Raw genomic sequence first — 22,235 nt, 5'->3', positions numbered from 1 at the left:
GTGCAGCTCTTTTTATCTACTTTTTGAAATTTATTATGGTTTTAAATCTTTCAATCGTTGTATCAGGTCCAACAAAATATCTCTTTAATGTATAAGGATTGTCTCCCTTTTTCACATCCCCTTGCTGTGTTGTAAAAGCCATTGTATAGCCTAATTTATTCAAGATATTAATTGTTTCTTCCGTATATTGCCCATAAGGATATGCAAAATATTCAGTATTTAATATATCCTTGCATGTTTTTAAATCTTTTTCTGCAACATCAGAACTGCTTCTTATTAAAAGGGTTTTACCATTTACAACATCATGCAAATTATTGGTATGACCTCCATACATAATAACATCTTTGGAGCTTCCAATATCTTCCATGCTAAGAAATTGGAGTTTGTTTGGTGTAAATGTATGAGACTCTTTCTCAATTCTGCTGGTAATAACAAATACAGCCGCTTTAAATCCATATTTTTTCAAAATCGGATAAGCATATGTGTAATTGCTTAAATACCCATCGTCAAACGTTATAACAACACTCTTTTTAGGTAATCTTAAATCACCTTTTAAAAATAACTGCAGTTCTTCTAAAGATACGGTTTTATAATTATTATCATGCAGCAGCTTCATCTGTTCTTCAAACTCTTCAACGCTAACTATTGCATCATTTTTTTGTTTAATGTCAGAACTTTTAAGCAGATGATGATACATCAATACAGGTATTTCTTTTGCTTCATTATCAGCAGTTATTGTATTTTCAGCAGGAAGATTATCTGTTGTATTATTTAGATCGGTATGTGTATTGTATTTTTTTTCTACATTCATTACGTTAAAATCTTTTGAAGTTTTACCGACTTTTAAAATAATAACTAATGTTATTAAGAAAAGGAGTGAAAAAAGCTTAAGATTTCTTTTCATAAACAAAATAATACTCTCCCTCCAATAGTTTTATATCTTATTATTATAATTCTACACATTTCCTTAAAATCCTATATTAATTAAAAAAATATTTTTCTGTCTCAGAGAAGGGAGAGTTTAATTTCATTTTTTATTTATTTTTAACAAAATTAATTAATCCTCCTGCTAAAAGAATTTCTCTATTTCTATCTGAAACATCTAAATTAACCTCAAATGTTGTATTTTTTGTTTCATTTTTTATCGTAATTGTACCACCCTTTTTAACCTGTTCCGCTGCATTTTCTATCGTGAGTAAATCCCCCTGATCTACATTGTCATAATCATCTGAGGACACAAAGGTTAAAGGCAGTATCCCGCTATTTATAAGGTTTGCCTTGTGTATTCTGGCAAAGGATTTTGTTATAACAGCTTTGACAGATAACTGTAATGGTGCTAACGCTGCATGTTCACGACTCGAACCCTGTCCATAGTTATTGCCGCCTACTATTATCCCGCCTCCCCATTCCATTGCTCTTTTTGAAAAATCCGCATCTATTGTTTCGAAGCAATGTTTCGAGAGCTCAGGAATATTTGACCTTAAAGGAAGCAATTTGGCATTTGATGGCATTATATGATCTGTTGTAATATCGTCACCAACCTTGATAAGCACTCTTTTTTGTATGTCTGATAATGGCTTATTAAGAGGAAATGGCTTTATATTAGGACCTCTTACAACTGTTATCTCCTCTTTTTTATCAACGGACGGCGGCTTTATAATCATATTGTCATTCACTTTAAATCTATCAGGTACTGCTATAACCGGTGCATCGCCAATTTCTCTGGGATCTATTAAGTAACCGGATAATGCAGAAGCTGCAGCAACTTCCGGACTTACAAGATATACAGATGCAGTTTTTGTGCCGCATCTTCCATAGAAATTCCTATTGAAGGTCCTCAGTGAAACCGCATTTGTCGCCGGTGCTTGCCCCATACCTATACAGGGTCCGCATGCATTTTCAAGAATTCTTGCACCTGCGGCTATCAAATCTGCTAATGCCCCGTTCTCTGCAAGCATATTAAGTACCTGTCTTGAACCCGGTGAAATAACTAAACTTACGTTTTCTGCAACAAGCCCGCCTTTTAATATTGAAGCAACCTTCATCATATCTGCATAAGAAGAATTTGTACAGGAACCTATTGCAACCTGATCAACTTTGATTTTCCCAACATCTTTTACCTTTTTTACATTATCCGGACTGTGTGGAAGTGCTACCATCGGTTCAAGTTCATTAAGATTTATTTCAACGATATCATCATATTGGGCATCATTATCTGCAGTCAATGCCTCAAAATCCTCTTCCCGTTTCTGTGCTTTCAAAAACTCATATGTTCTTATATCAGATGGGAATATTGATGTTGTGGCACCCAATTCTGCCCCCATATTTGCAATTGTAGCTCTTTCAGGAACAGATAATGTTGTGACTCCTTCACCTGAATATTCAAATATTTTGCCAACTCCGCCTTTTACTGTCAGCCTTCTCAGTAATTCAAGTATTATATCTTTGGCAGATACCCATGACCTTAGTTTACCCGTAAGCCTTACATTGACAATTTCTGGCATAATTATCCGGTATGGTTCTCCTGCCATAGCAATTGCAACATCAAGACCGCCTGCACCTATTGCAAGCATTCCAAGACCACCGCCTGTAGGTGTATGACTGTCTGAACCAAGTAGGGTTTTGCCTGGTTTTCCAAACCTTTCAAGGTGGACCTGATGACAGATACCATTACCCGGTCTTGAGAAATAAATACCATATTTTGCCGCAATTGTTTGTATAAACTTATGGTCATCAGCATTTTCAAAACCTTCCTGTAACATATTGTGATCCACATATGCCACAGAAAGCTCAGTCTTAACCCTGTCAATACCAAGTGCTTCTAATTGCAAATACGCCATTGTGCCTGTTGAATCTTGAGTAAGTGTTTGATCGATTTTTATCGCAATTTCATGACCTTTTACCATATCGCCTTCAACAATATGTGATGATAATATTTTTTCAGCAATATTCATTGATTTTCCTCCTATGTTAAAAATTAAATCACTTTTTTATTTAAAATGTGCTCCTCATATAGATATATTAATTCCTTATCAAAAAGACATCTCTTTAATTGGATTGATAAACTTCTAACATATGGTAGCAACTCCTGCGCCTCAGACTCAGGAAGTACTCTTCCATATTCCTTGAATTTATTTACAAGTGCCGCCGTACCTGAATGTTTCCCAATTACTATCTGACGTTCAAGACCAACCTCATCAGGATTGTATATCTCGTATGTCTGTGGATTTTTAAGTGCACCATCGACATGAATACCAGATTCATGTGCAAATACATTTGTTCCAACAATTGCTTTCCATGAAGGAAGCTGTCTTCCAGATGCAGCTGAAACATATTCGGATAATTCTCTGAATTTTTTCGTATCTATTCCAAGGTCTCGTTTATAAACATACTTTAATGCCATTACAACTTCTTCAAGAGCAGCATTACCAGCTCTTTCTCCAAGACCGTTAACCGTAACTCCAACAAAATTTGCTCCTGCTTTTATACCTGCTAATGCATTTGCAGTAGCCATTCCAAAATCATTGTGCGTATGCATTTCAATATCAATATCTGTTGCTTCTTTTACAGCTTTGATTTTTTCATATGTTTCAAACGGATCTAAAATACCAACCGTATCACAGAACCTCAGCCTATCCGCCCCTGCCTGTTTTGCACATTTTGCAAATTCTATAAGAAAGTTTATATCTGTTCTTGATGCATCTTCTGCATTTACAGAAATATATACACCTTCCTTTTTTGCAAAAGCAACTGCTTCTGTCATATGATCAAGCACCCATTGCCTCGATGTTTTTAGCTTATGTTCTATATGGATATCTGATGTGGAGATTGAAATTGCAACAGCATCAACACCACACTCTAAGGATTCTTTAATATCTTTTATAACAGCTCTGTTCCATGCCATTATGCTAGCATTTAATCCCAACCTTGCAATTTTTGCAATTGTTTCTTTCTCATCACCGCCCATAGCCGGTATGCCGACTTCTAATTGGTTAACGCCTATCTCATCAAGCATCTTCGCAATCCTTATCTTTTCACTGTTTGCGAATACTACGCCTGCAGTTTGTTCACCATCTCTTAATGTAGTATCAACAATATAAAGCTTATTGTTCTCTCTAATGAATTTCACCGTGCTTCCTCCTTCACTTTTTAAAAAATACTTATGTATATATTCTATGCATTTACTTAGATAAAGTCAATAGTTTTTGCATTTCTGAATATCTGAAATTGCAATAGGCGGATTCTTTCAAATCTGCCTATTGCAAATCATATATTGTTCTTTTTATGTATATTTCAAGATATCTTGTTTTACTTCGCATCATTCGGCTGTTTACCATCACGAATTATTTTGCAATATTTACTTCATATTCTATTATTTCATTGATTTTTTTCAACGTTATGTATATATTAACGAAGGCCTTTCAACAAATTCATCTGAAAGTACTATACACCTTTTTAAATTCTCAATTGCCCAATCAAGCCTATCCTTGTTATTTGCATATACCGTTGCTATCGGATAACCCTTCTTAATAACATCCCCTGTTTTACCGCCGAGCATAATTCCAACAGAAAGGTCTATAACATCTTCTTTCCTTTCACGTCCTGCTCCAAGCTTCATTGCTATAAGCCCTAATTCAAAAGCCGGTAAATCCTTTATATAAACTTCTTTATCGGCAGTCCATTCCTCTACAAATTTTGCCTGTGGCAAAAGTGTAATATCATCAACTACCCTTTCATCACCTCCCTGTGCTTTTATGAATTCTTTGAATTTTTTTAAGGCTATCCCGCTTTTCAAAGCATTATTCAACATTTCTTTTGCCTTATCATCATTTTTAACAATGCCGGCTACTTTAAGCATATCTATGCCAAGAGTCATGCAAACCTCCAACAAATCTTTTGAGCCGTGTCCTTTTAATACCTCTATCGCTTCAGCAACTTCAAGAGAATTGCCTATTGCAAGCCCCAGAGGCTGATCCATATTGGTAATATGTGCAATGGTTTTTTTTCCTACCAAATTTCCTATATCAACCATTAGATTTGATAGTTTTTTAGCACTATCAAGGTCTTTCATAAATGCTCCACGCCCAACCTTTACATCCAGCACTATACCGTCGGCTCCTGCAGCAATTTTTTTGCTCATGATGGAACTTGCTATAAGAGGAATAGAATCAACTGTTGCCGTAACATCTCTTAATGCATATATCTTTTTATCTGCCGGTGCAATATTGCCGGATTGACCCATCACTGCAATGCCATATTTATTTATATTATTAATAAATTCTTCTTTAGAAAGTTCAACCCTCATACCTGGTATTGATTCAAGCTTATCTATTGTACCACCGGTATGTCCAAGCCCTCTTCCGGACATTTTTGCAACAGGTACACCACATGCTGCAACAAGTGGAGCTAATACAAGGGTTGTTGTATCAGCAACACCACCTGTGGAATGCTTATCAACTTTTATTCCTTTTATATTTGATAAATCCATTATTTCACCGGAATATGCCATTGCCATTGTCAAATCTGCAGTCTCTCCCGGACTCATGCCATTAAAGTATATCGCCATTAAAAGAGCACTCATCTGATAATCCGGCAGATAATCTTTTGTATATGAGGATATTATAAAATTAATTTCTTCTTTACTTAGTATTCCGCCATCCCGTTTTTTCATGATAAGGTCGTACATACGCATATATATATACCTCCCCCGTTATTTTATAAAGGTAGTTCATTCAGGAAAGATAGTCCATAACCTGTATTTTTTACATTGAATATCTCAGCTATTGTTGCAGCAATATCCGAAAATGTCTCCCTGATACCAAGGTTAACACCATGCTTCATGGCAGGGCTATATACAAGTAAAGGCACATACTCTCTTGAGTGGTCTGTACTTTCAGTTGTTGGGTCATTCCCATGGTCTGCGGTAATTATTAATAAATCCTCATCAGTCAATGCTGACATTATATCAGGCAGTCTATCATCAAAATATTTAAGTGCAGCTGCATATCCCTCAGGATCATTTCTATGACCATACAACATATCAAAATCGACAAGGTTCGTAAATATAAGCCCTCTTCTGACCTTACTAACCGCTATTATAGTTGTTTCAATTCCATCCTTATTATTAGTCGTATGGGCTTTTCCTGTAATACCACATCCTGCAAAAATATCATCAATCTTTCCAATAGCAAATACCTCATATCCTGCCTTTTTCAAAATATCAAGAATTGTCGGTTTAAAGGGTTTAATAGAAAAATCCCTTCTATTTTCTGTCCTCACAAAATTACCGGGTTTTCCTGTAAAGGGTCTTGCAATTACCCTTCCTACCGCAAAATCTCCGGTTAAAATTTCCCTGGCAATACCACATATTTGATAAAGTTCCTTTAGAGGAATTATATTTTCATGTGCCGCTATTTGAAAAACGCTGTCTGCAGATGTATATACAATAGGATACCCCGTTTTCATATGCTCTTCTCCAAGTTCCTTTATTATCTCAGTACCTGATGCAACCTTATTGCCAATAATTTTTCTTCCGATTTTTTCTTCAAAGGGTTTTATTACTTCATCAGGAAATCCATGTGGAAATGTCGGAAAAGCATTTTTAATCCATAAACCCGCTATTTCCCAATGTCCTGTTGTTGTATCCTTTCCACAGGACCTTTCAGTCATTTTTCCATACCCACCGATAACTTCAGGATTTCCCGGTGCATTTTTTAATTGTAGTATATTGCAAAGCCCAAGTTTTTCCATGTTTGGCAGTTTTACACCGGTTCTTTCATAAACATGTCCCAATGTATCAGAACCTTCATCACCATATTTATATGCATCCGGTGCTTCACCAACTCCGACGCTGTCTAAAACAATAAGTATAATTTTTTTAAACATACCAGCGCCTCATGGATAAATTCTTTGAAGAAAATGCTCCCGGCAGCAAATCCTTAGATTTTTTTATTATATACTCCCCTTTTAAATTCCCCATGATTACATCAATGTCTTCTCCCCCAAGTTCATATATCACCTGTCTGCATGCACCGCATGGTGATATAGGTTTTTCCGTATCAGCCACAACCGCTAATGCTTTCAGTTTAGTATCTCCGTTTGAATATGCATTAAATAGAGCAGTCCTTTCAGCACAATTTGAGAGTCCGTATGATGCATTTTCAATATTACATCCTTTGTATATATTCCCATTTTCAGCTATGCAACATGCCCCTACTTTAAAATTCGAATATGGTGCATATGCCATATTCCTTGCCTCTTTTGCTATTTTTATAAGACTGTCATATTCCATGATACCATTCCTTCCTTTTTTTATTTTTTATGCCTTATAAATCTTTAATAATTACATGCCTTTTAAGGAAATATTGATTATCTCGTCTTTAATAGGCTCATATTTTTTTAATAAGTCATCACATTCTTTCAAAACATCTTCAACCATTTTTTTATCTGTAATATTTGATATATTCGTCTTTACAATTATAACAGCACTCTGCATAGCAGCATAAAGCAAAACTGCACCAACAGCAGCATCTGCAACAGCATTTTGATTTCCATACTGGGCTATAAGTAATATAGGAACTAAACCCTCATCGCAAAGCCTTGCAAGTTTTAGAGGTACATCTATGGCTTTGATATAAGCTTTCTCCAATTCCTTTTGTTTTAACTCCTTTTGATTCTCATTTTCTTTTGCCGTCATAATCTTAAATACATTCTCATATGCAGCAATATCTTCATCTATCAGCTTTATGTATTCTCCAAATAATCTGCTGCTAATTTTAAGACCGTTTTCAATTTTGTCTTTCAAATCGCCGTCATATTCTTCATAAAATTTTTTCCCTATTGTCAGATTGTAAACCATAGATGATAATGCAATTCCAAGTCCAGCTGCTACAGCCGAAACACTGCCGCATCCTGGAAACGGAGAAGGTGATGCTACCTCCTTGAGATATTCTTTTATTGTTTTCTCAGAAAACACAGGATCATCTCCCTTGACAAATTTTTTCTTTTTTAAATTATATCATATAAATATTTTGCGCCAAAAGCAAAAGGCACATTAAAATAAATAGCAGTCCATGTCTACTATTTATTTTTGAATATAGAATTAAGGTTTTCTTTAATTTTCAGTAAAAATTTTTCAGTATTTACGACATTTTTATTTGGTATATCAGATAATGCTGCAAGGTCTTTTGTCAAGGTCCCTTCTTCAACGGTTTTTATTGAGGCTCTTTCAAGAGCATTTGCATACTCGATAAGTGTATGTATATCATCTAATTCTCCCCGCTTTTTTAATGCACCGGTCCATGCAAATATAGTTGCCATAGGATTTGTAGAGGTTTCTTCACCATTTAAATATTTATAATAATGTCTTGTAACCGTACCATGTGCAGCTTCAAACTCATAATTACCGTCAGGTGATACCAAGACTGATGTCATCATGGCAAGACTTCCAAAAACTGTTGCTACCATATCTGACATTACATCACCATCATAGTTTTTGCATGCCCATACCATACCCCCATTTGACCTGACAATTCTTGCAACAGCATCATCTATTAATGTATAAAAATAATCAATACCATTATTTTTAAATTTGTCCTTATATTCATTTTCAAATATTTTTTGAAATATGTCTTTGAATCTATGGTCATATGTTTTAGATACTGTATCCTTTGTTGCAAACCACAGATTTTGTTTTGTATCAAGGGCATAATTAAAACAAGCCCTTGCAAAGCTTTCAATTGAGCTGTCAAGATTGTACATCCCCAGTATTATCCCGGGTCCATCAAATTCATATATTGTTTGTTTTACTGTTTCGCCATTTTTATATGTTGTTACAAGTTCTGATTTTGCAGAAGCTTCAACACGATATTCTATATCCCTGTATATATCCCCATATGCATGTCTTGCTATTGTGATGGGTTTTTCCCATGTTTTGATTAATGGTTTTATGTTGTCAACAAGAATAGGGGTTCTAAAAACAGTTCCATCAAGTATGGCTCTTATTGTACCATTAGGGCTTTTCCACATTTTTTTAAGCTTATATTCCTCCATTCTTTGTGCATTTGGAGTTATTGTAGCACATTTCACACCAACACCGTATTTTTTAATGGCATTTGCCGCATCTATTGTAACCTGGTCGTCCGTTGCATCTCTGTTTTTAAGAGATAAATCATAATATTCTGTTTTAAGGTCTATATAGGGATTAATCAATATTTCTTTTATCATTTTCCATATAATTCTTGTCATTTCATCCCCGTCCATCTCTACGAGAGGGATGTTCATTTTTATTTTTTCCTTCATCTCTGTGTCCCCTTTACTAAGAATTTATACACTTCTATAAATAAGCTTACACTGATTATTGTATATCTTTTTTTAAATATAAACAAGAAAACTTGTGAATCATACTATGGATTTACAATAAAAAATGGAGGAAACCCTCCATTTTTATTCTTGCTTTGCAAGCTTCTCATATATTTCGTATTTTTCTCTTGCAAGTTTTTCCGCTTCTTCAAAGAGTTTTTTCGCTCTTTCAGGAAAGGTCTTTTCAAGCGCCGAATAACGGACTTCTCCCATCAGAAAGTCTTTATATGATAGGTTTGGTGCTTTTGAATCAAGTACAAATGGATTTTTACCCTCTATCTTGAGAAGCGGGTTGTACCTATATAAATGCCAGTAACCAGCCTCTACGGCTTTCTTTTCTTCGATTTGGCTACAGCTCATACCCAACTTAATACCATGGTTGATACAAGGAGCATATGCTATTATAAGGGAAGGACCCGGATAGCTTTCAGCTTCAACTAACGCCTTGATTAACTGGTTCGGATTTGCCCCCATGGCAACCTGTGCAACATATACATATCCATAGCTCATGGCGATTCTTCCAAGGTCTTTCTTTCCAATGCTTTTACCAGCTGCAGCAAATTGTGCAACAGCACCTAAAGGAGTTGCTTTAGAAGACTGTCCGCCTGTATTTGAGTAAACTTCAGTGTCTAATACAAGTACATTTACGTCTTCACCTGATGCAAGTACATGGTCAAGACCACCAAATCCGATATCATATGCCCAGCCGTCACCGCCAAATATCCACTGGGATTTTTTTATCAAGTATTCTCTTCTATCATATATTTCATTGAGAATATCCTTTATTTTTGCATTATCTGTCTTATAGTTCTCTATAAGAGGCAAGATTGTTAATGCTGCTCTTTTCGATTCTCTTGCATTATTCATATTGTCAAGCCATAATCTCAATGCATTCTTAAGCTCAGATGTTATGTCAAATTGAAGTACCTCATTTATTAAATCAGCAATTTTATTTCTCTGCTGTTTTACGGCAAGATACATCCCAAAGCCAAACTCTGCATTATCTTCAAACAGCGAGTTAGCCCATGCAGGACCATATCCTTCATTGTTTGTTGTATATGGTATTGATGGTGCACTGCCGCCCCATATTGATGAACAACCTGTTGCGTTAGCTATCATCATCCTGTCACCGAATAATTGCGTTATGAGCTTTGCATATGGTGTTTCGCCACAGCCTGCACATGCGCCTGAAAATTCTAATAAGGGTTGTTCAAACTGACTTCCTTTTACAGTTTCTTTATTCATTGGGTTTTCCTTATGTGAAAGAGTCATGGCATATTCCCAGTTTGCAGCTTGATCTAATTGAGTTTCAATTGGTTTCATAATTAGTGCTTTTTCCTTTGCAGGGCATATGTTTGCACAAACACCACAGCCGGTACAATCAAGTACGCTTATTTGAATCCTGAAGTTTAATCCTTCAAAGCCCTTACCGGTAGCCTTTTTAGATTCAAATCCAGAAGGAGCATTTTTAACCTCTTCCTCATTTAATAAGAAAGGTCTTATAACTGCATGCGGGCACACGTATGAGCACTGATTACACTGTATGCAGTTTTCCATCTGCCATTCAGGTACATCAATAGCTATTCCACGTTTTTCATATGCCGTAGTACCAAGCGGGAATGTTCCATCTTCCATACCAACAAATGTACTTACAGGTAGTTTGTCGCCCTCTTGTCTATTCATAACATCTGCAATATTTTTAATAAAATCGGGTACTTTTCGTTCTTCTTTAACTTTATCAACAGCATTTGCCCATGAAGCAGGTATATCAACCTTTACAAGTGATTCGATACCACGCTCAACAGCAGCATAGTTCATATTGAGAATCTTATCCCCTTTATGACCATAAGTATCATCTATTGCTTTCTTTAAGTGTTTTACCGCATCTTCAATCGGAATGATATTTGCAAGTTTAAAGAAAGCCGACTGCATTATCATATTGATTCTTGTACCAAGCCCCAATTCCTTTGCAATTTTTACAGCATCAATTATATAAAATTTTATATTATTTTGAGCCAAGTATTTCTTTAATGATGCAGGTAACTTTTCGTCAAGTTCATCCTTGTTCCATGTACAATTTAAAAGGAAGGTACCTCCTTTTTTAAGACCTGCAAGCAGGTTATAACTATAAACATAGGTTTGCTTGTGACATGCTATGAAGTCTGCATTATTAATAAGGTATGTGGACCTTATGGGCTTTTTACCAAATCTTAAATGTGATATTGTTACTCCACCTGATTTTTTTGAATCATATGCGAAATATGCCTGTGCATACATATCCGTGTTATCACCGATAATTTTAATCGCATTCTTGTTTGCGCCAACAGTACCATCAGAACCAAAACCCCAAAATTTGCAGCTAATAGTTCCCTCAGGGGATGTTTCAATTTCTTCACCTATCTTTAGAGATGTATTTGTAACATCGTCTACAATACCTATGGTGAAATTATTTTTTGGCGTATCTGATTTCAAATTTTCGTATACTGCTAATATTTGTGCAGGTGTCGTATCTTTTGAACCAAGTCCATAACGTCCACCTACAATTACAGGTGTTAATTTGCTTTCGAAGAAGGCGGTACATACATCTTTATACAATGGTTCACCTGATGCACCTGGTTCCTTTGTCCTGTCAAGTACAGCTATTTTCTTAACTGTTTTTGGCATTATATTAAGTAAATGTTTAATTGAGAATGGTCTGTAAAGATGAACCTTAACAACACCGACCTTTTCACCCTTTTTAAGCAAGTAATCAATTGTTTCCTCAATTGTTTCTGTTACTGAGCCCATTGCTATTATAATTCTTTCAGCATCAGGAGCACCATAGTAATTAAACAGCTTGTACTCCCTGCCTGTTAATCTGCTTATTTCTTTCATGTATTCTTCTACTATTTCAGGTATTGCATTGTAATAAGTGTTTGAAGCTTCTTTCCCCTGGAAAAATATATCGGGATTCTGTGCTGTTCCCCTTAATACAGGATGTTCGGGATTCAAAGCCCTTTTTTTGTATGCTTTTAATGCTTCATAATCAAGAAGGCTTTTAAGGTCTTCATAATCCAATACTTCTATTTTTTGAAGTTCATGGGATGTTCTGAAACCATCAAAGAAATGAAGAAATGGAACTCTTCCCTTGATTGCTGATAAATGTGCAATGCCGGCAAGGTCCATTACTTCTTGTACACTGCCCGATGAAAGCATAGCAAAACCTGTCTGACGGCAAGCCATAACATCAGAGTGGTCTCCGAATATTGAAAGTGCATGTGATGCAAGTGAACGAGCAGTTACATGAAATACACCAGGCAATAGCTCACCAGCAATTTTGTACATATTTGGAATCATTAATAATAAGCCCTGTGATGCAGTAAATGTTGTGGTTAAGGCACCTGCAGCAAGCGAACCATGTACTGCGCCTGCAGCACCTCCTTCTGACTGCATTTCAACAACTTTAACCTCCTGCCCAAATATATTCTTTCTTCCATGAGCACTCCATTCATCAACATGTTCAGCCATTGGTGATGATGGTGTAATTGGATATATAGCAGCAACTTCTGTAAAAGCATATGCTATATGTGCAGCGGCAGCATTGCCATCCATTGTTTTCATAACTTTAGTCATTTTCACTTCATCATTCCGTCCTTCTTCTTCTATAATGTCATACATTTTTTTCATAGCTTCACTCATATTAACTCCCCTTTCTTTCGCTTAAAACCTATATATTATAATCAGCGTATACTTATTATAATACCTAAGAGTATAATTTTTTATAAGTATAATAGCAACATTATTTTTGAACCATGACCGATTTTATGTATATATAGGGTTTAAATTAGACTTTAATTTTATTATATCATAAGTAAAAAAAAAGTGAAATATTTTTTTTACCTTCTTGCAATTTTTATTATAATATAACCATTCTATATCTAATGATTTTCTGAAAATGAATTCTCTTACTTTTGAGAGTTTCATGAAAAGTGATATAATATATTTGTAGATTATACTTAAAGGGGCGATTCATGTGAACTTAATAAAAAGGCCGAGAAGATTAAGAATAAATAAAACCATAAGAGAGATGGTCAGTGAAACAACCATTGAAATAAAAAACCTTATTTATCCACTATTTGTTGTACCTGGCAATAGTATTAAAGAAGAAATTGACTCCATGCCGGGTGTTTATCATTTTTCTATAGATAACCTTATAAATGAAGTAAGAGAGGTAGATGCTTTGGGAATTCCAGCTGTATTGCTGTTCGGTATACCATCGCATAAGGATGAACTTGCCTCCGAAGCATACGCTGATGACGGAATAATCCAGAGGGCTGTACGAGAAATAAAAAAAGCAGTACCGCAAATAATCGTTGTTACGGATGTATGTATGTGTGAATATACAAGTCATGGGCACTGCGGTATAATAAAAAATAATTATGTAGTAAATGATGAAACGATAGATTATCTGGGTAAGATATCCCTATCCCATGTAAAAGCTGGTGCAGATATTATAGCGCCATCTGATATGATGGATGGACGTATCGGAGCAATAAGACAAGCACTTGATGCAAATGGATATACAAACACTCCTATTATGGCATATAGCGCTAAATACGCCTCGGCATTTTATGGTCCATTTAGAGAGGCGGCAGAATCCGCACCTAAATTTGGAGATAGAAAATCATACCAGATGGATCCGGCTAATTCTGATGAAGCCTTAAGGGAGATTGCACTTGATATAGAGGAGGGGGCGGACATCATAATGGTAAAACCTGCACTTCCATACCTTGATATAATAAGAAGGGCAAAAGATTCCTTTAATATCCCTGTTGCAGCATACAATGTAAGCGGGGAATATTCAATGTTAAAAGCTGCTGTTAAAAATGGCTGGCTTGATGATAGCTCTATTATGGAGTCCCTTACCTCAATTAAAAGAGCAGGAGCAGATATAATAATAACATACTTTGCAAAGGATGTTGCAAAATGGATTACTACCCTGTAATGATGAATATTAAGGATAAAAAATGTCTTGTCGTTGGCGGCGGGAATGTTGCATTAAGAAAAATATCCTCATTGTTAAAATGCGGTGCTAAGGTTACCGTAATTTCACAGGCATTTAAAAAAGACATATATATGTTGTACAATGAAGGAAAAATAGATGTGATTGAACGCTGTTATTTTGATGATGATGTTAAAGGATACAATATTGTAATTGTTGCGACAGACGATAGAAAGACTAATAAGCGAGTTGCATCTGATTGCCAAAAATATAATATTCCTGTAAACGTCGTTGATGACAAGGAATTATCCACATTTATAGTACCCTCCGTTGTTGCAAAAGGAGATATAACAATATCCATATCCACAAATGGCAAAAGCCCTCTACTCACCAGAATGATAAGGGAGAAACTGGAAAAACAGTTTACAGAGGAATATGAACTGCTGCTTAAAGAACTTGAAAAAATGAGAAACAGACTTAAAGAGAGCGACTTAGCAGAAGAAGATAAAATTAAAACATACAGAAAAATTATTGATAAAAGCGGATTATTTCAGTAACATCTTGAGATGTGCTTTTATCTTGAAAATATAAATAAACGAAAGGAGGAAACTGATTTCTGTTATAAACCATATTATTACTATTTGATGTGGTTTGTATACCAGATAATCAGGTTGTTATGATTAATAATAAAAGGTCTGAAAAATTATTTGATAGAGCGAAAAGGCTTATGCCCGGCGGTGTTAACAGCCCTGTAAGGGCATTTAAATCTGTTGGTATGAATCCGCTATTTATTAGTCGCGGAGCTGGGAGCCATATATGGGATGTTGATGGAAATGAGTACATAGATTATGTTATGTCATGGGGTCCTTTAATACTTGGACATTCGCATCCTGATGTAGTAGATGCTGTAAAGAGGCAGGCGGAATTGGGTACAAGCTTTGGAGCCTGTACGGAATTAGAGGTTGAAATGGCAGAAAAGGTTGTAAATGCTGTACCCTCCTGTGATATTGTAAGGATGGTCAACTCCGGTACAGAGGCTACAATGAGTGCAATAAGGCTTTCAAGAGGATATACGGGTAGAGATATTATAGTGAAATTCGCCGGCTGTTACCATGGACATTCAGACAGCCTTTTGATAAAGGCTGGTTCCGGCGCTTTAACCTTTGGTTCACCGGATTCAAAGGGTGTTACTAAGGAAACAGCAAAGGATACAATTATAGCAAGATATAATGATGTTAAAATGATTGAGGATATCTTTTTAAATTTTGGTGATAAAATTGCAGGTGTTATCGTAGAACCTGTTGCCGGAAACATGGGAACAGTACCACCTAAAGAGGAATTTTTAAAGGCTTTAAGAGAGTTAACCAAAAAGTATGAAGCCCTTTTGATATTTGATGAGGTTATGTCAGGCTTTAGGGTATCTTATGCATCCGCACAAGGATTATATGGGATAACACCAGATTTGACAACACTTGGAAAAATCATAGGCGGGGGACTTCCTGTGGGAGCATATGGCGGAAGAGAAGATATTATGAGAATGATATCTCCTGATGGACCGGTATATCAGGCAGGAACCCTATCAGGCAATCCCCTTGCAATGGCAGCAGGGCTTATGACTTTAAACATATTATCGAAAAATCCTGAGTTGTATGAGGAAATTAATAAAAAAGCAGAGAGATTATGCAATGGTTTAGAAGAAAGTATGAAGCAAAATGGTATACCTGTTACAATAAACAGAGTTGGCACTATGATGTGTATGTTCTTTAATGAAGGACCTGTATATGATTACGATACCGCTGTAAAATCCAACACCGGTATGTATGAAAAATATTTTAAAGAAATGATAAAGAGGGGGATTTATTTACCGCCGTCACAATTTGAGACCTTCTTTCTTTCGACTGCTCATACTGATATTGATATTGAAAAAACAATTAAGGCAAGCTTTGAAGCAGGAAAATGCTTAAAGATGTAATGACAGTTTAATTTTAACGATAGCGAGCCCAATCGGCTACCTTTTGCCAGCTATTAGGGGTAACCAATACACGTCCTATAAAAAAGCACGGGTCTCCTTGATGATTTACCCTTGAATCTAATGTGAATATATTAAGTATTCCATGTTTCATAAGAATGCGGTCGGTTGAAGGTGTGCCAAATCCATAAGGATAAGCAAAATATTTAACCTTTATGCCAAGTTGTTTTTTAAAACAGTTTATTCCCTTTTCTGTATCAGCAACAAATAGCTTTTCTTTATCTTGGAGAAGAAAAACAGGTTTTTTCGTTTGAGGATCAAAATAATGAAGGTTGTAAGTATGCAGACCAATAGTGCAAATGCCGCTATTTACCATTTCTTTAACTTGATCCCATGAACACATGTTAAAACCTTCCCATTCTTTTCCTGCCTGATCTGCTATAAAGAAGAGGAGAAATGGAATATGTTTTTCTTTGAGCAACGGAAAGGCATGTTTGTATATGCTAAGATCGCCATCATCAAAGGTTATGAGAACAAGCTTACCAGAAATTGAGTTACGTCCGTTTAAAAAATCTTCGGCTTCCTGAGGTGTTACAAAGCGAACCCCCTGCTGCTTTAAATAATTTAATTGTTTGTTAAATTCCTTAGTACTTATAGCATAACGGGAAAGCTCTGATTCTGAAGGATAGAATAATTTTCCCCAACGTAATATCCATGTGGGCAGTACCCTATGATAGCAGAGAACCAGCAATCCATCTCCTTTTAAATTCTTTGAAATTGTTAAAGTTTTTTCTTTTTGCATAAAGCTGCAACCCGTAACAAAAATTGTTAAAAGTATTAAAATTCCAATAATCCTATTTAAATGCCTCAATCTAAAGACTCCCTTTAAAAATTATAATTTTACCTCGTATTTTAGCTGTTTGCTACCTGTCTTTTTGGACTTTTCCACCTACCGGCATTCTCAAGGCTTCCGAAAAGCCCCTTTGGTGCTGTCCATACTATCGTAATAGCACCAAATGCGAAAAAGAAGATAGGATACCATGGAATCCAAAAAAATGTACGATAAAGCTTTGGATCATATCTATGATTAAGAAACAACGCTATTGCCATTTGAAAGATACATACTATAGAGATTAAAGCGCCATACCATGCAGGAATCGGACTAAAACCAATCGGTGATAATTTAAAGAAATATGTAATTAGCCAATAGATTGTTCCAAAAACAAAAACAAATGCCCAAAAGGTACTTAACACAAATTCCAAGTATGTCGGATAAAGATATCGCCATTTTAAATCTTTAAATATATCTTTATGTGTTCTCAAAAGATGCCACCCGCCTAATGCCCATCGCCGCCTTTGTTTCCAATATTCCTTAAAGGTTGAAGGACATTGGATAAAAACGGCTGCCTGCGGTGCAAACCATACCTCATAAAAATGACGCTGTATCTTCCAAGTAATATCAATATCTTCTGTGGCTGTCTTAAAGGAAAAGCCGCCGACCTCTTTAAGTACTTCTGTCCTATAAGCAGTGGCACATCCGGATACAGTAAGAACACGACCTATAACCCTCTGTGAACGTTTGATAAGCCCTATGATAGAAGCAAACTCTGCGGCTTGCGCTTTGCCGCAGTTTTTAGTAAGGCTCAGCAAGTGAAAATTAGGATTATCAGGGAGGAAGTGTCTGATTAGAGCTGCTGTGTCATCCGTCGAAGCATCATCAATAAAAATCACCTGATAATCAGGGTAATTCAGTAACTGCAAGCTGGTGCATATGGCAGCAATACCCGCTGATTCGTTGTGACAGGGCATTAATATCGTTATAGGGGGCCAGAGGTCAGGCCAGTTCTTTTTTTCCTTGTCAGGATTTCTCTCACGCCGCCACCAAAAGTAGAATCCTAAAATGGACCAAACTATACTTAATGCGAGAGGATACAGAAAAACATACCAGCCGAGAAACCACCAAATATTCCCGATTATTTTCATTTGCCTTCCTCCTCAGAAAAAAATTGTTTTGACAGTTTAGTGATAAACTCACTGTATAATCCACAGCCTATTATCTTTTCAAGCTTTTTTGGGGTGATGATTTCTCCCGCTGCTAAGATAATTTTCCCTGTCTCATCCTGAAGGTTCTCTCGTAGGGTTGCACCATGCAAAAGCACCTCATCAGGGTAGTGTCCATGGTTTTCCCAGTTTTCAACTGCTGCGGCTGTTTCTTTATAACTTGATTTGCCTGATAAAACTTTTAAATGAGATGGATTGGTTAGATCTCCCTTAGAGGTATCTATAATATTTTCCTGCCATAAAAGCTTTTGTGTTTTTAAAGTCGGGGGCAAAAGCTGCCTATGGTTACGTTGGTAATAACGGTAATAGTGGTAGCGGGACCATAAAAGTGCACTGCACCAAAGCAACATAGCCCATAAAGTTGCAACAAAAACTGCTATAACAGTTGGATAAACTGCACTGGGTACGAAAAGCTCTTTTAACCATAGTCGAGCAAGCAGGTACCAGCCGATCGCACCTAAAACCCATATAATAGATAGAAACAATAAGGTCCATGCCCCTAAGGTTGTAGTAATCATTAATAAGCGAGCTAATCTATTCTTAAGAGCATTGTAAGGGGTTGTTTTATTATCTGTATTAAGGTTCATAATACCACCTGTAAAATTTTTTGTTAAGTTTCTCTAATCATTTTAGTTTATCATAGATATATAAATAAGGCAAGAGAAGAATTTTCTCTTGCCTGATTTATTTTTACGATGTATAATACCAAATTTATTTTCATTTTTACTTTCATTTTAACCTTGTGAATATCATTTGAAAAACGGTAATTATCTTTTCTCATTAATTTTTGATAATAACAATCGGATTAAGTACCGGCAATACATCACTTGCAATCTTTGATATCCTATTAGTAGTAATATCAGCAATATATCCCTCATACCTGCGTTCATCATTGCCGCGTTCTGAATTGAATGTCATATATTTATTTGTTCCAAGCACCCAATGGGGATCTGCATCGCTTATCCCTGGAGCATTAATAGGTAACAATTCTTTAGAAGTCGAATTTGGAAGAATACGGTAAATATCATCTTCATTATCATTGAATCTTCCTACGAAGTATAAACTTCCATCATCTCCAAAAGCTGGGTACCAACCGGGTGCAACTGTCTGTTCTCTGCCATTATCCCAAACGACTATTTGGCATTTGTCTCCAATCCCTCTTGTAAATGCTATCCTTCCATCAGGTGCAAAATTTGGCGCCCATTCTTCAGTATCAGGTGTATTTGTGATTTCCTGTATGATAGAACCATCAAGCGCACATACGACAATATCACCATTTCTTTTGTATACAACCTTACTGCCATCCCAAGATAAACGAGGATCTTCTGAACGTGAAATTCCGTCTGACAGCATGCGTATATTTGATAATTTATCTCTATTTACATCTGCTATATAAATCTGCCATGTTCCGGTTTTACTTGAAGCATAAACTATTCTTCGCCCGTCACTTGAAACGTCAAAGTTTCCGCAGCCACCTTTAACTAACGTTGCTACCTTACCCGTAGTAAAATCTTTTAATTTAATATCTCCTGGAAATCCGGCAAGATAAAATACCTTTGAAATATTTCCGTATACAATATCTGGAGCATTTACATAAGTTTTAGCTTCATATGTATGAAAATTTATTATAAAAGCAAAAAGAAATATTAAAAAAATTATTAAAAATTTTTTAATCATTCCATATCCCCCTATATGAAGTTTCCCGTAGGAACCCCATATAGGAGTTCCTGGCAACCTGGCAGCCATAGCGATTAATCGCCTTAGGCCCATAATTTTGCGTCCTTAGATTTCTCTAAGTTTGCCTTTTTCAGAATTAAATATTCACTTATAATTTACATTTCTTTTTTTATGTGTAAATGGTGCGGGCGAAGGGATTTGAACCCCCACGTAAATTACACCAGATCCTAAGTCTGGCGCGTCTGCCAGTTCCGCCACGCCCGCATATCTTTTTCGATATTTACTTCTTAATGTCAATTGTATATCGGTATTTTACATGAAATTTATCTAAATGTCAAGCGTACATTTCAAAATGATTCTATTATATAATAGCTCTTATTAAATAATTTACATTTCTTTTTGACCTGTGAAGCTATTTCACTTAATTCATCAATAGTAGCAAATTTTTTATTCATATTGTTTACTACAGCAATTGAGATACCCATAATAGGAAAGTCATTTTCCCTGCATAGTCTGTCGGTTGCATGTATATATCCCCTTTTTACATCCGAATCACTATAAAACCTTACAATATTATAATCAAACTCTTCAACTATATTTTTACATAAATCTTCTACTTCATAGGTTTTTAAAATAGCCACATAATCGTCTCCTCCTATATGTCCCAAAAAACTGTCTTTATAAAAATACAGATGCCTATCAATAATATTTGCCGTATATTTTATAACCTTATCTCCTTTTTCAAAACCATAAATGTCGTTATATGCTTTAAAATTGTTTAGGTCAAAGTATAAAAGTGAAAAAGGATCGTTTTGAGTTATAATTTCTCTTATTTTTTCTTCGATCATAAGATTGCCCGGAAGACCGGTCAGTGGATTGGAATATTTAGCGATATTAAGCTCTAACTGCATTGATTTCTCCAGAAGAGAAATCACAGGCACTATCCCATAATAAAACCCCTCTTTTTCAATAATTATATAGTCGTAAAGTTTGTCTTCTTCCCGTGTTGTAACAGATTTTACCACATCACTGATGGGGATATTATAATCAAACACTAACGGATTTGGATCCATTAATTTATATATCGGTCTTTTCATATATATCGCCCAACCATATTGAGTCCCTATATGGGAAAAAAACTTTTTTCTCATTATTAACCCCGATATTTTACCCTCATTAACCACTGTAAGACCTTGCAGATTGGGATTATTGGCAAATATTTTTTCCACCTCACTTCCTCGTGCAAAAGGAGAAACCCCTTTGTCTCTTCTTGCTATTTCACCTATACTTACTGTAAAAGTTGAAGCAAATTTTAATTTTTCAATATAGGCATTTCTATCCACTATCATTTTTTTAATCTCTTCTTCTATACAGTACAATTTATCGGCAGGTTTCGCCAAAAGAAATCCTTGAGCTAATGGTATCCCGATTTCTATTATGGCGTACAATTCGTCAATAGTTTCTATACCTTCTGCTATAAGTTTTATATTAGTGTTATTTGCAAATTCTACTAATGCTTTTACTATTGCCTTTTTAAAATTGTCTTTATCAATATCTCTGATTAGTGACATATCAATTTTTACATAACAAGGTTTTATTTCTGCAATTGCATAAAGTCCGGAATAACCTGCTCCTACATCGTCTATAGCAATTTTATAGCCTTGAATCTTGTAATTATCAATAACATCTTTAAATGTTTTATAGTCATTTATAGCAGTCTTTTCTGTAATTTCAAAAATTAAATTGGAAGGACTTGTCCCATAGAATTGTAGCACTTCTCTTGTTGTACCTTTTATAAAATGTTCATCTTTTATTATTTCAGGGTCTACATTTAGAAAAAGAAGTTTATCATTTTTAAAACTATTAAATATTTCAATCGCTTTAATTCTTGTAACCATTTCAAGTTCCCATAATAAATCATATTTTTTTGCTTCACCAAAGAGAATTTCAGGATTATAGAAGAAGCTGCCTTCAGGTCCCCTTGTCAAGGCTTCATATCCTACAACTTTTCCATCTGATAAAGAAACAATAGGCTGAAAAAAAATTGTAAATTGCCTTTCTTCTATTATTTTTTTAATATCTTCTTCCAAATTTATCACCCCTCAACATAATTATACAAAATTTATGTTAATATTTTGTTAATTATGTGTAAATTTTAAAAATTGTTTCTCAGTTTCTTTATCCCAT

At 35.5% G+C, this 22,235-nt stretch carries 17 protein-coding genes, 1 tRNA gene and 1 riboswitch; of the genes, 3 read left to right on the top strand and 15 right to left on the bottom strand.

The window, feature by feature from the left end; translation table 11 throughout:
* Window positions 1-16: 16 nt before the first annotated feature.
* The 9 genes from AC0LWJ_RS00765 to nifJ form a co-directional block, all read right to left on the bottom strand.
* On the bottom strand, window positions 17-904 hold the full coding sequence (locus AC0LWJ_RS00765) for a polysaccharide deacetylase family protein (RefSeq protein WP_474238395.1): 888 nt from the start codon (window positions 902-904) through the stop codon (window positions 17-19).
* Between the two features lie 130 nt (window positions 905-1,034).
* The gene (locus AC0LWJ_RS00760) at window positions 1,035-2,954 is read right to left on the bottom strand and encodes an aconitate hydratase (RefSeq protein WP_474238274.1); all 1,920 of its coding nucleotides are present in this window, start codon (window positions 2,952-2,954) and stop codon (window positions 1,035-1,037) included.
* Between the two features lie 23 nt (window positions 2,955-2,977).
* On the bottom strand, window positions 2,978-4,129 hold the full coding sequence (gene nifV, locus AC0LWJ_RS00755; RefSeq protein WP_474238277.1) for a homocitrate synthase: 1,152 nt from the start codon (window positions 4,127-4,129) through the stop codon (window positions 2,978-2,980).
* 267 nt (window positions 4,130-4,396) lie between these two features.
* Window positions 4,397-5,692, bottom strand: a complete 1,296-nt coding sequence (locus tag AC0LWJ_RS00750) for a pyrimidine-nucleoside phosphorylase (RefSeq protein WP_474238279.1) — start codon at window positions 5,690-5,692, stop codon at window positions 4,397-4,399.
* 23 nt (window positions 5,693-5,715) lie between these two features.
* The gene (locus AC0LWJ_RS00745; RefSeq protein WP_474238281.1) at window positions 5,716-6,885 is read right to left on the bottom strand and encodes a phosphopentomutase; all 1,170 of its coding nucleotides are present in this window, start codon (window positions 6,883-6,885) and stop codon (window positions 5,716-5,718) included.
* Window positions 6,878-7,291 (bottom strand): cytidine deaminase, encoded by a 414-nt coding sequence (locus AC0LWJ_RS00740; protein WP_474238283.1) that lies wholly within the window; start codon window positions 7,289-7,291, stop codon window positions 6,878-6,880. Before AC0LWJ_RS00740 ends, AC0LWJ_RS00745 begins: the two co-directional genes overlap by 8 nt.
* A 51-nt stretch (window positions 7,292-7,342) precedes the next feature.
* Window positions 7,343-7,975 carry a cyclodeaminase/cyclohydrolase family protein gene (locus tag AC0LWJ_RS00735; protein ID WP_474238285.1) on the bottom strand — a complete coding sequence of 211 codons (633 nt, stop codon included), beginning with the start codon at window positions 7,973-7,975 and terminating at the stop codon, window positions 7,343-7,345.
* Window positions 7,976-8,079: 104 nt separating this feature from the next.
* On the bottom strand, window positions 8,080-9,300 hold the full coding sequence (locus AC0LWJ_RS00730; protein WP_474238286.1) for an NADP-dependent isocitrate dehydrogenase: 1,221 nt from the start codon (window positions 9,298-9,300) through the stop codon (window positions 8,080-8,082).
* 144 nt (window positions 9,301-9,444) lie between these two features.
* Window positions 9,445-12,972, bottom strand: a complete 3,528-nt coding sequence (gene nifJ / locus AC0LWJ_RS00725; protein ID WP_474238398.1) for a pyruvate:ferredoxin (flavodoxin) oxidoreductase — start codon at window positions 12,970-12,972, stop codon at window positions 9,445-9,447.
* Between the two features lie 400 nt (window positions 12,973-13,372).
* Here nifJ and hemB point away from each other — a divergent pair, with 400 nt between their 5' ends.
* The 3 genes from hemB to hemL all read left to right on the top strand — a co-directional run bounded on the left by hemB (window position 13,373) and on the right by hemL (window position 16,313).
* Window positions 13,373-14,344 carry a porphobilinogen synthase gene (gene hemB / locus AC0LWJ_RS00720; protein ID WP_474238288.1) on the top strand — a complete coding sequence of 324 codons (972 nt, stop codon included), beginning with the start codon at window positions 13,373-13,375 and terminating at the stop codon, window positions 14,342-14,344.
* Window positions 14,326-14,898, top strand: a complete 573-nt coding sequence (locus AC0LWJ_RS00715; protein ID WP_474238290.1) for a precorrin-2 dehydrogenase/sirohydrochlorin ferrochelatase family protein — start codon at window positions 14,326-14,328, stop codon at window positions 14,896-14,898. Before hemB ends, AC0LWJ_RS00715 begins: the two co-directional genes overlap by 19 nt.
* A 119-nt stretch (window positions 14,899-15,017) precedes the next feature.
* Window positions 15,018-16,313, top strand: coding sequence for a glutamate-1-semialdehyde 2,1-aminomutase (gene hemL / locus AC0LWJ_RS00710; protein ID WP_474238292.1), 1,296 nt, complete (start codon window positions 15,018-15,020; stop codon window positions 16,311-16,313).
* Between the two features lie 13 nt (window positions 16,314-16,326).
* Here hemL and AC0LWJ_RS00705 read toward each other — a convergent pair whose 3' ends face one another.
* The 6 genes from AC0LWJ_RS00705 to AC0LWJ_RS00680 all read right to left on the bottom strand — a co-directional run bounded on the left by AC0LWJ_RS00705 (window position 16,327) and on the right by AC0LWJ_RS00680 (window position 22,138).
* Entirely contained in the window at window positions 16,327-17,112 is a 786-nt protein-coding gene (locus tag AC0LWJ_RS00705; protein ID WP_503031450.1) for a polysaccharide deacetylase family protein, read from the bottom strand.
* A gap of 110 nt (window positions 17,113-17,222) precedes the next feature.
* Entirely contained in the window at window positions 17,223-18,293 is a 1,071-nt protein-coding gene (locus AC0LWJ_RS00700; protein WP_474238296.1) for a glycosyltransferase family 2 protein, read from the bottom strand.
* Window positions 18,290-18,958, bottom strand: coding sequence for a hypothetical protein (locus AC0LWJ_RS00695; RefSeq protein ID WP_474238299.1), 669 nt, complete (start codon window positions 18,956-18,958; stop codon window positions 18,290-18,292). The genes AC0LWJ_RS00700 and AC0LWJ_RS00695 overlap by 4 nt, the downstream gene beginning before the upstream one ends.
* A 193-nt stretch (window positions 18,959-19,151) precedes the next feature.
* Entirely contained in the window at window positions 19,152-20,048 is an 897-nt protein-coding gene (locus AC0LWJ_RS00690) for a TolB family protein (protein ID WP_474238304.1), read from the bottom strand.
* A 49-nt stretch (window positions 20,049-20,097) separates the two neighbouring features.
* A riboswitch (cyclic di-GMP riboswitch) is annotated at window positions 20,098-20,184 on the bottom strand.
* A gap of 44 nt (window positions 20,185-20,228) precedes the next feature.
* Window positions 20,229-20,312 (bottom strand) — tRNA-Leu (locus AC0LWJ_RS00685).
* 83 nt (window positions 20,313-20,395) lie between these two features.
* The gene (locus AC0LWJ_RS00680) at window positions 20,396-22,138 is read right to left on the bottom strand and encodes a GGDEF domain-containing protein (protein WP_474238308.1); all 1,743 of its coding nucleotides are present in this window, start codon (window positions 22,136-22,138) and stop codon (window positions 20,396-20,398) included.
* Window positions 22,139-22,235 lie beyond the last annotated feature (97 nt).

It is taken from the genome of Aceticella sp. 75b-Ac (assembly GCF_056032965.2).
The sequence above is the reverse complement of the archived record's forward strand: the minus strand, read 5'-3'. Positions and strand labels throughout refer to the sequence as shown.

What these genes read in the sequence shown, in the direction of transcription:
- AC0LWJ_RS00760 (WP_474238274.1), bottom strand. Translation starts at nt 2,954, where the DNA reads ATGAATATTGCTGAAAAAATATTATCATCACATATTGTTGAAGGCGAT.
- AC0LWJ_RS00690 (WP_474238304.1), bottom strand. Translation starts at nt 20,048, where the DNA reads ATGATTAAAAAATTTTTAATAATTTTTTTAATATTTCTTTTTGCTTTT.
- AC0LWJ_RS00715 (WP_474238290.1), top strand. Translation starts at nt 14,326, where the DNA reads ATGGATTACTACCCTGTAATGATGAATATTAAGGATAAAAAATGTCTT.
- AC0LWJ_RS00740 (WP_474238283.1), bottom strand. Translation starts at nt 7,291, where the DNA reads ATGGAATATGACAGTCTTATAAAAATAGCAAAAGAGGCAAGGAATATG.
- AC0LWJ_RS00705 (WP_503031450.1), bottom strand. Translation starts at nt 17,112, where the DNA reads ATGCAAAAAGAAAAAACTTTAACAATTTCAAAGAATTTAAAAGGAGAT.
- nifJ (WP_474238398.1), bottom strand. Translation starts at nt 12,972, where the DNA reads ATGACTAAAGTTATGAAAACAATGGATGGCAATGCTGCCGCTGCACAT.
- AC0LWJ_RS00750 (WP_474238279.1), bottom strand. Translation starts at nt 5,692, where the DNA reads ATGCGTATGTACGACCTTATCATGAAAAAACGGGATGGCGGAATACTA.
- AC0LWJ_RS00765 (WP_474238395.1), bottom strand. Translation starts at nt 904, where the DNA reads ATGAAAAGAAATCTTAAGCTTTTTTCACTCCTTTTCTTAATAACATTA.
- AC0LWJ_RS00695 (WP_474238299.1), bottom strand. Translation starts at nt 18,958, where the DNA reads ATGAACCTTAATACAGATAATAAAACAACCCCTTACAATGCTCTTAAG.
- hemL (WP_474238292.1), top strand. Translation starts at nt 15,018, where the DNA reads ATGATTAATAATAAAAGGTCTGAAAAATTATTTGATAGAGCGAAAAGG.
- AC0LWJ_RS00745 (WP_474238281.1), bottom strand. Translation starts at nt 6,885, where the DNA reads ATGTTTAAAAAAATTATACTTATTGTTTTAGACAGCGTCGGAGTTGGT.
- AC0LWJ_RS00700 (WP_474238296.1), bottom strand. Translation starts at nt 18,293, where the DNA reads ATGAAAATAATCGGGAATATTTGGTGGTTTCTCGGCTGGTATGTTTTT.
- AC0LWJ_RS00730 (WP_474238286.1), bottom strand. Translation starts at nt 9,300, where the DNA reads ATGAAGGAAAAAATAAAAATGAACATCCCTCTCGTAGAGATGGACGGG.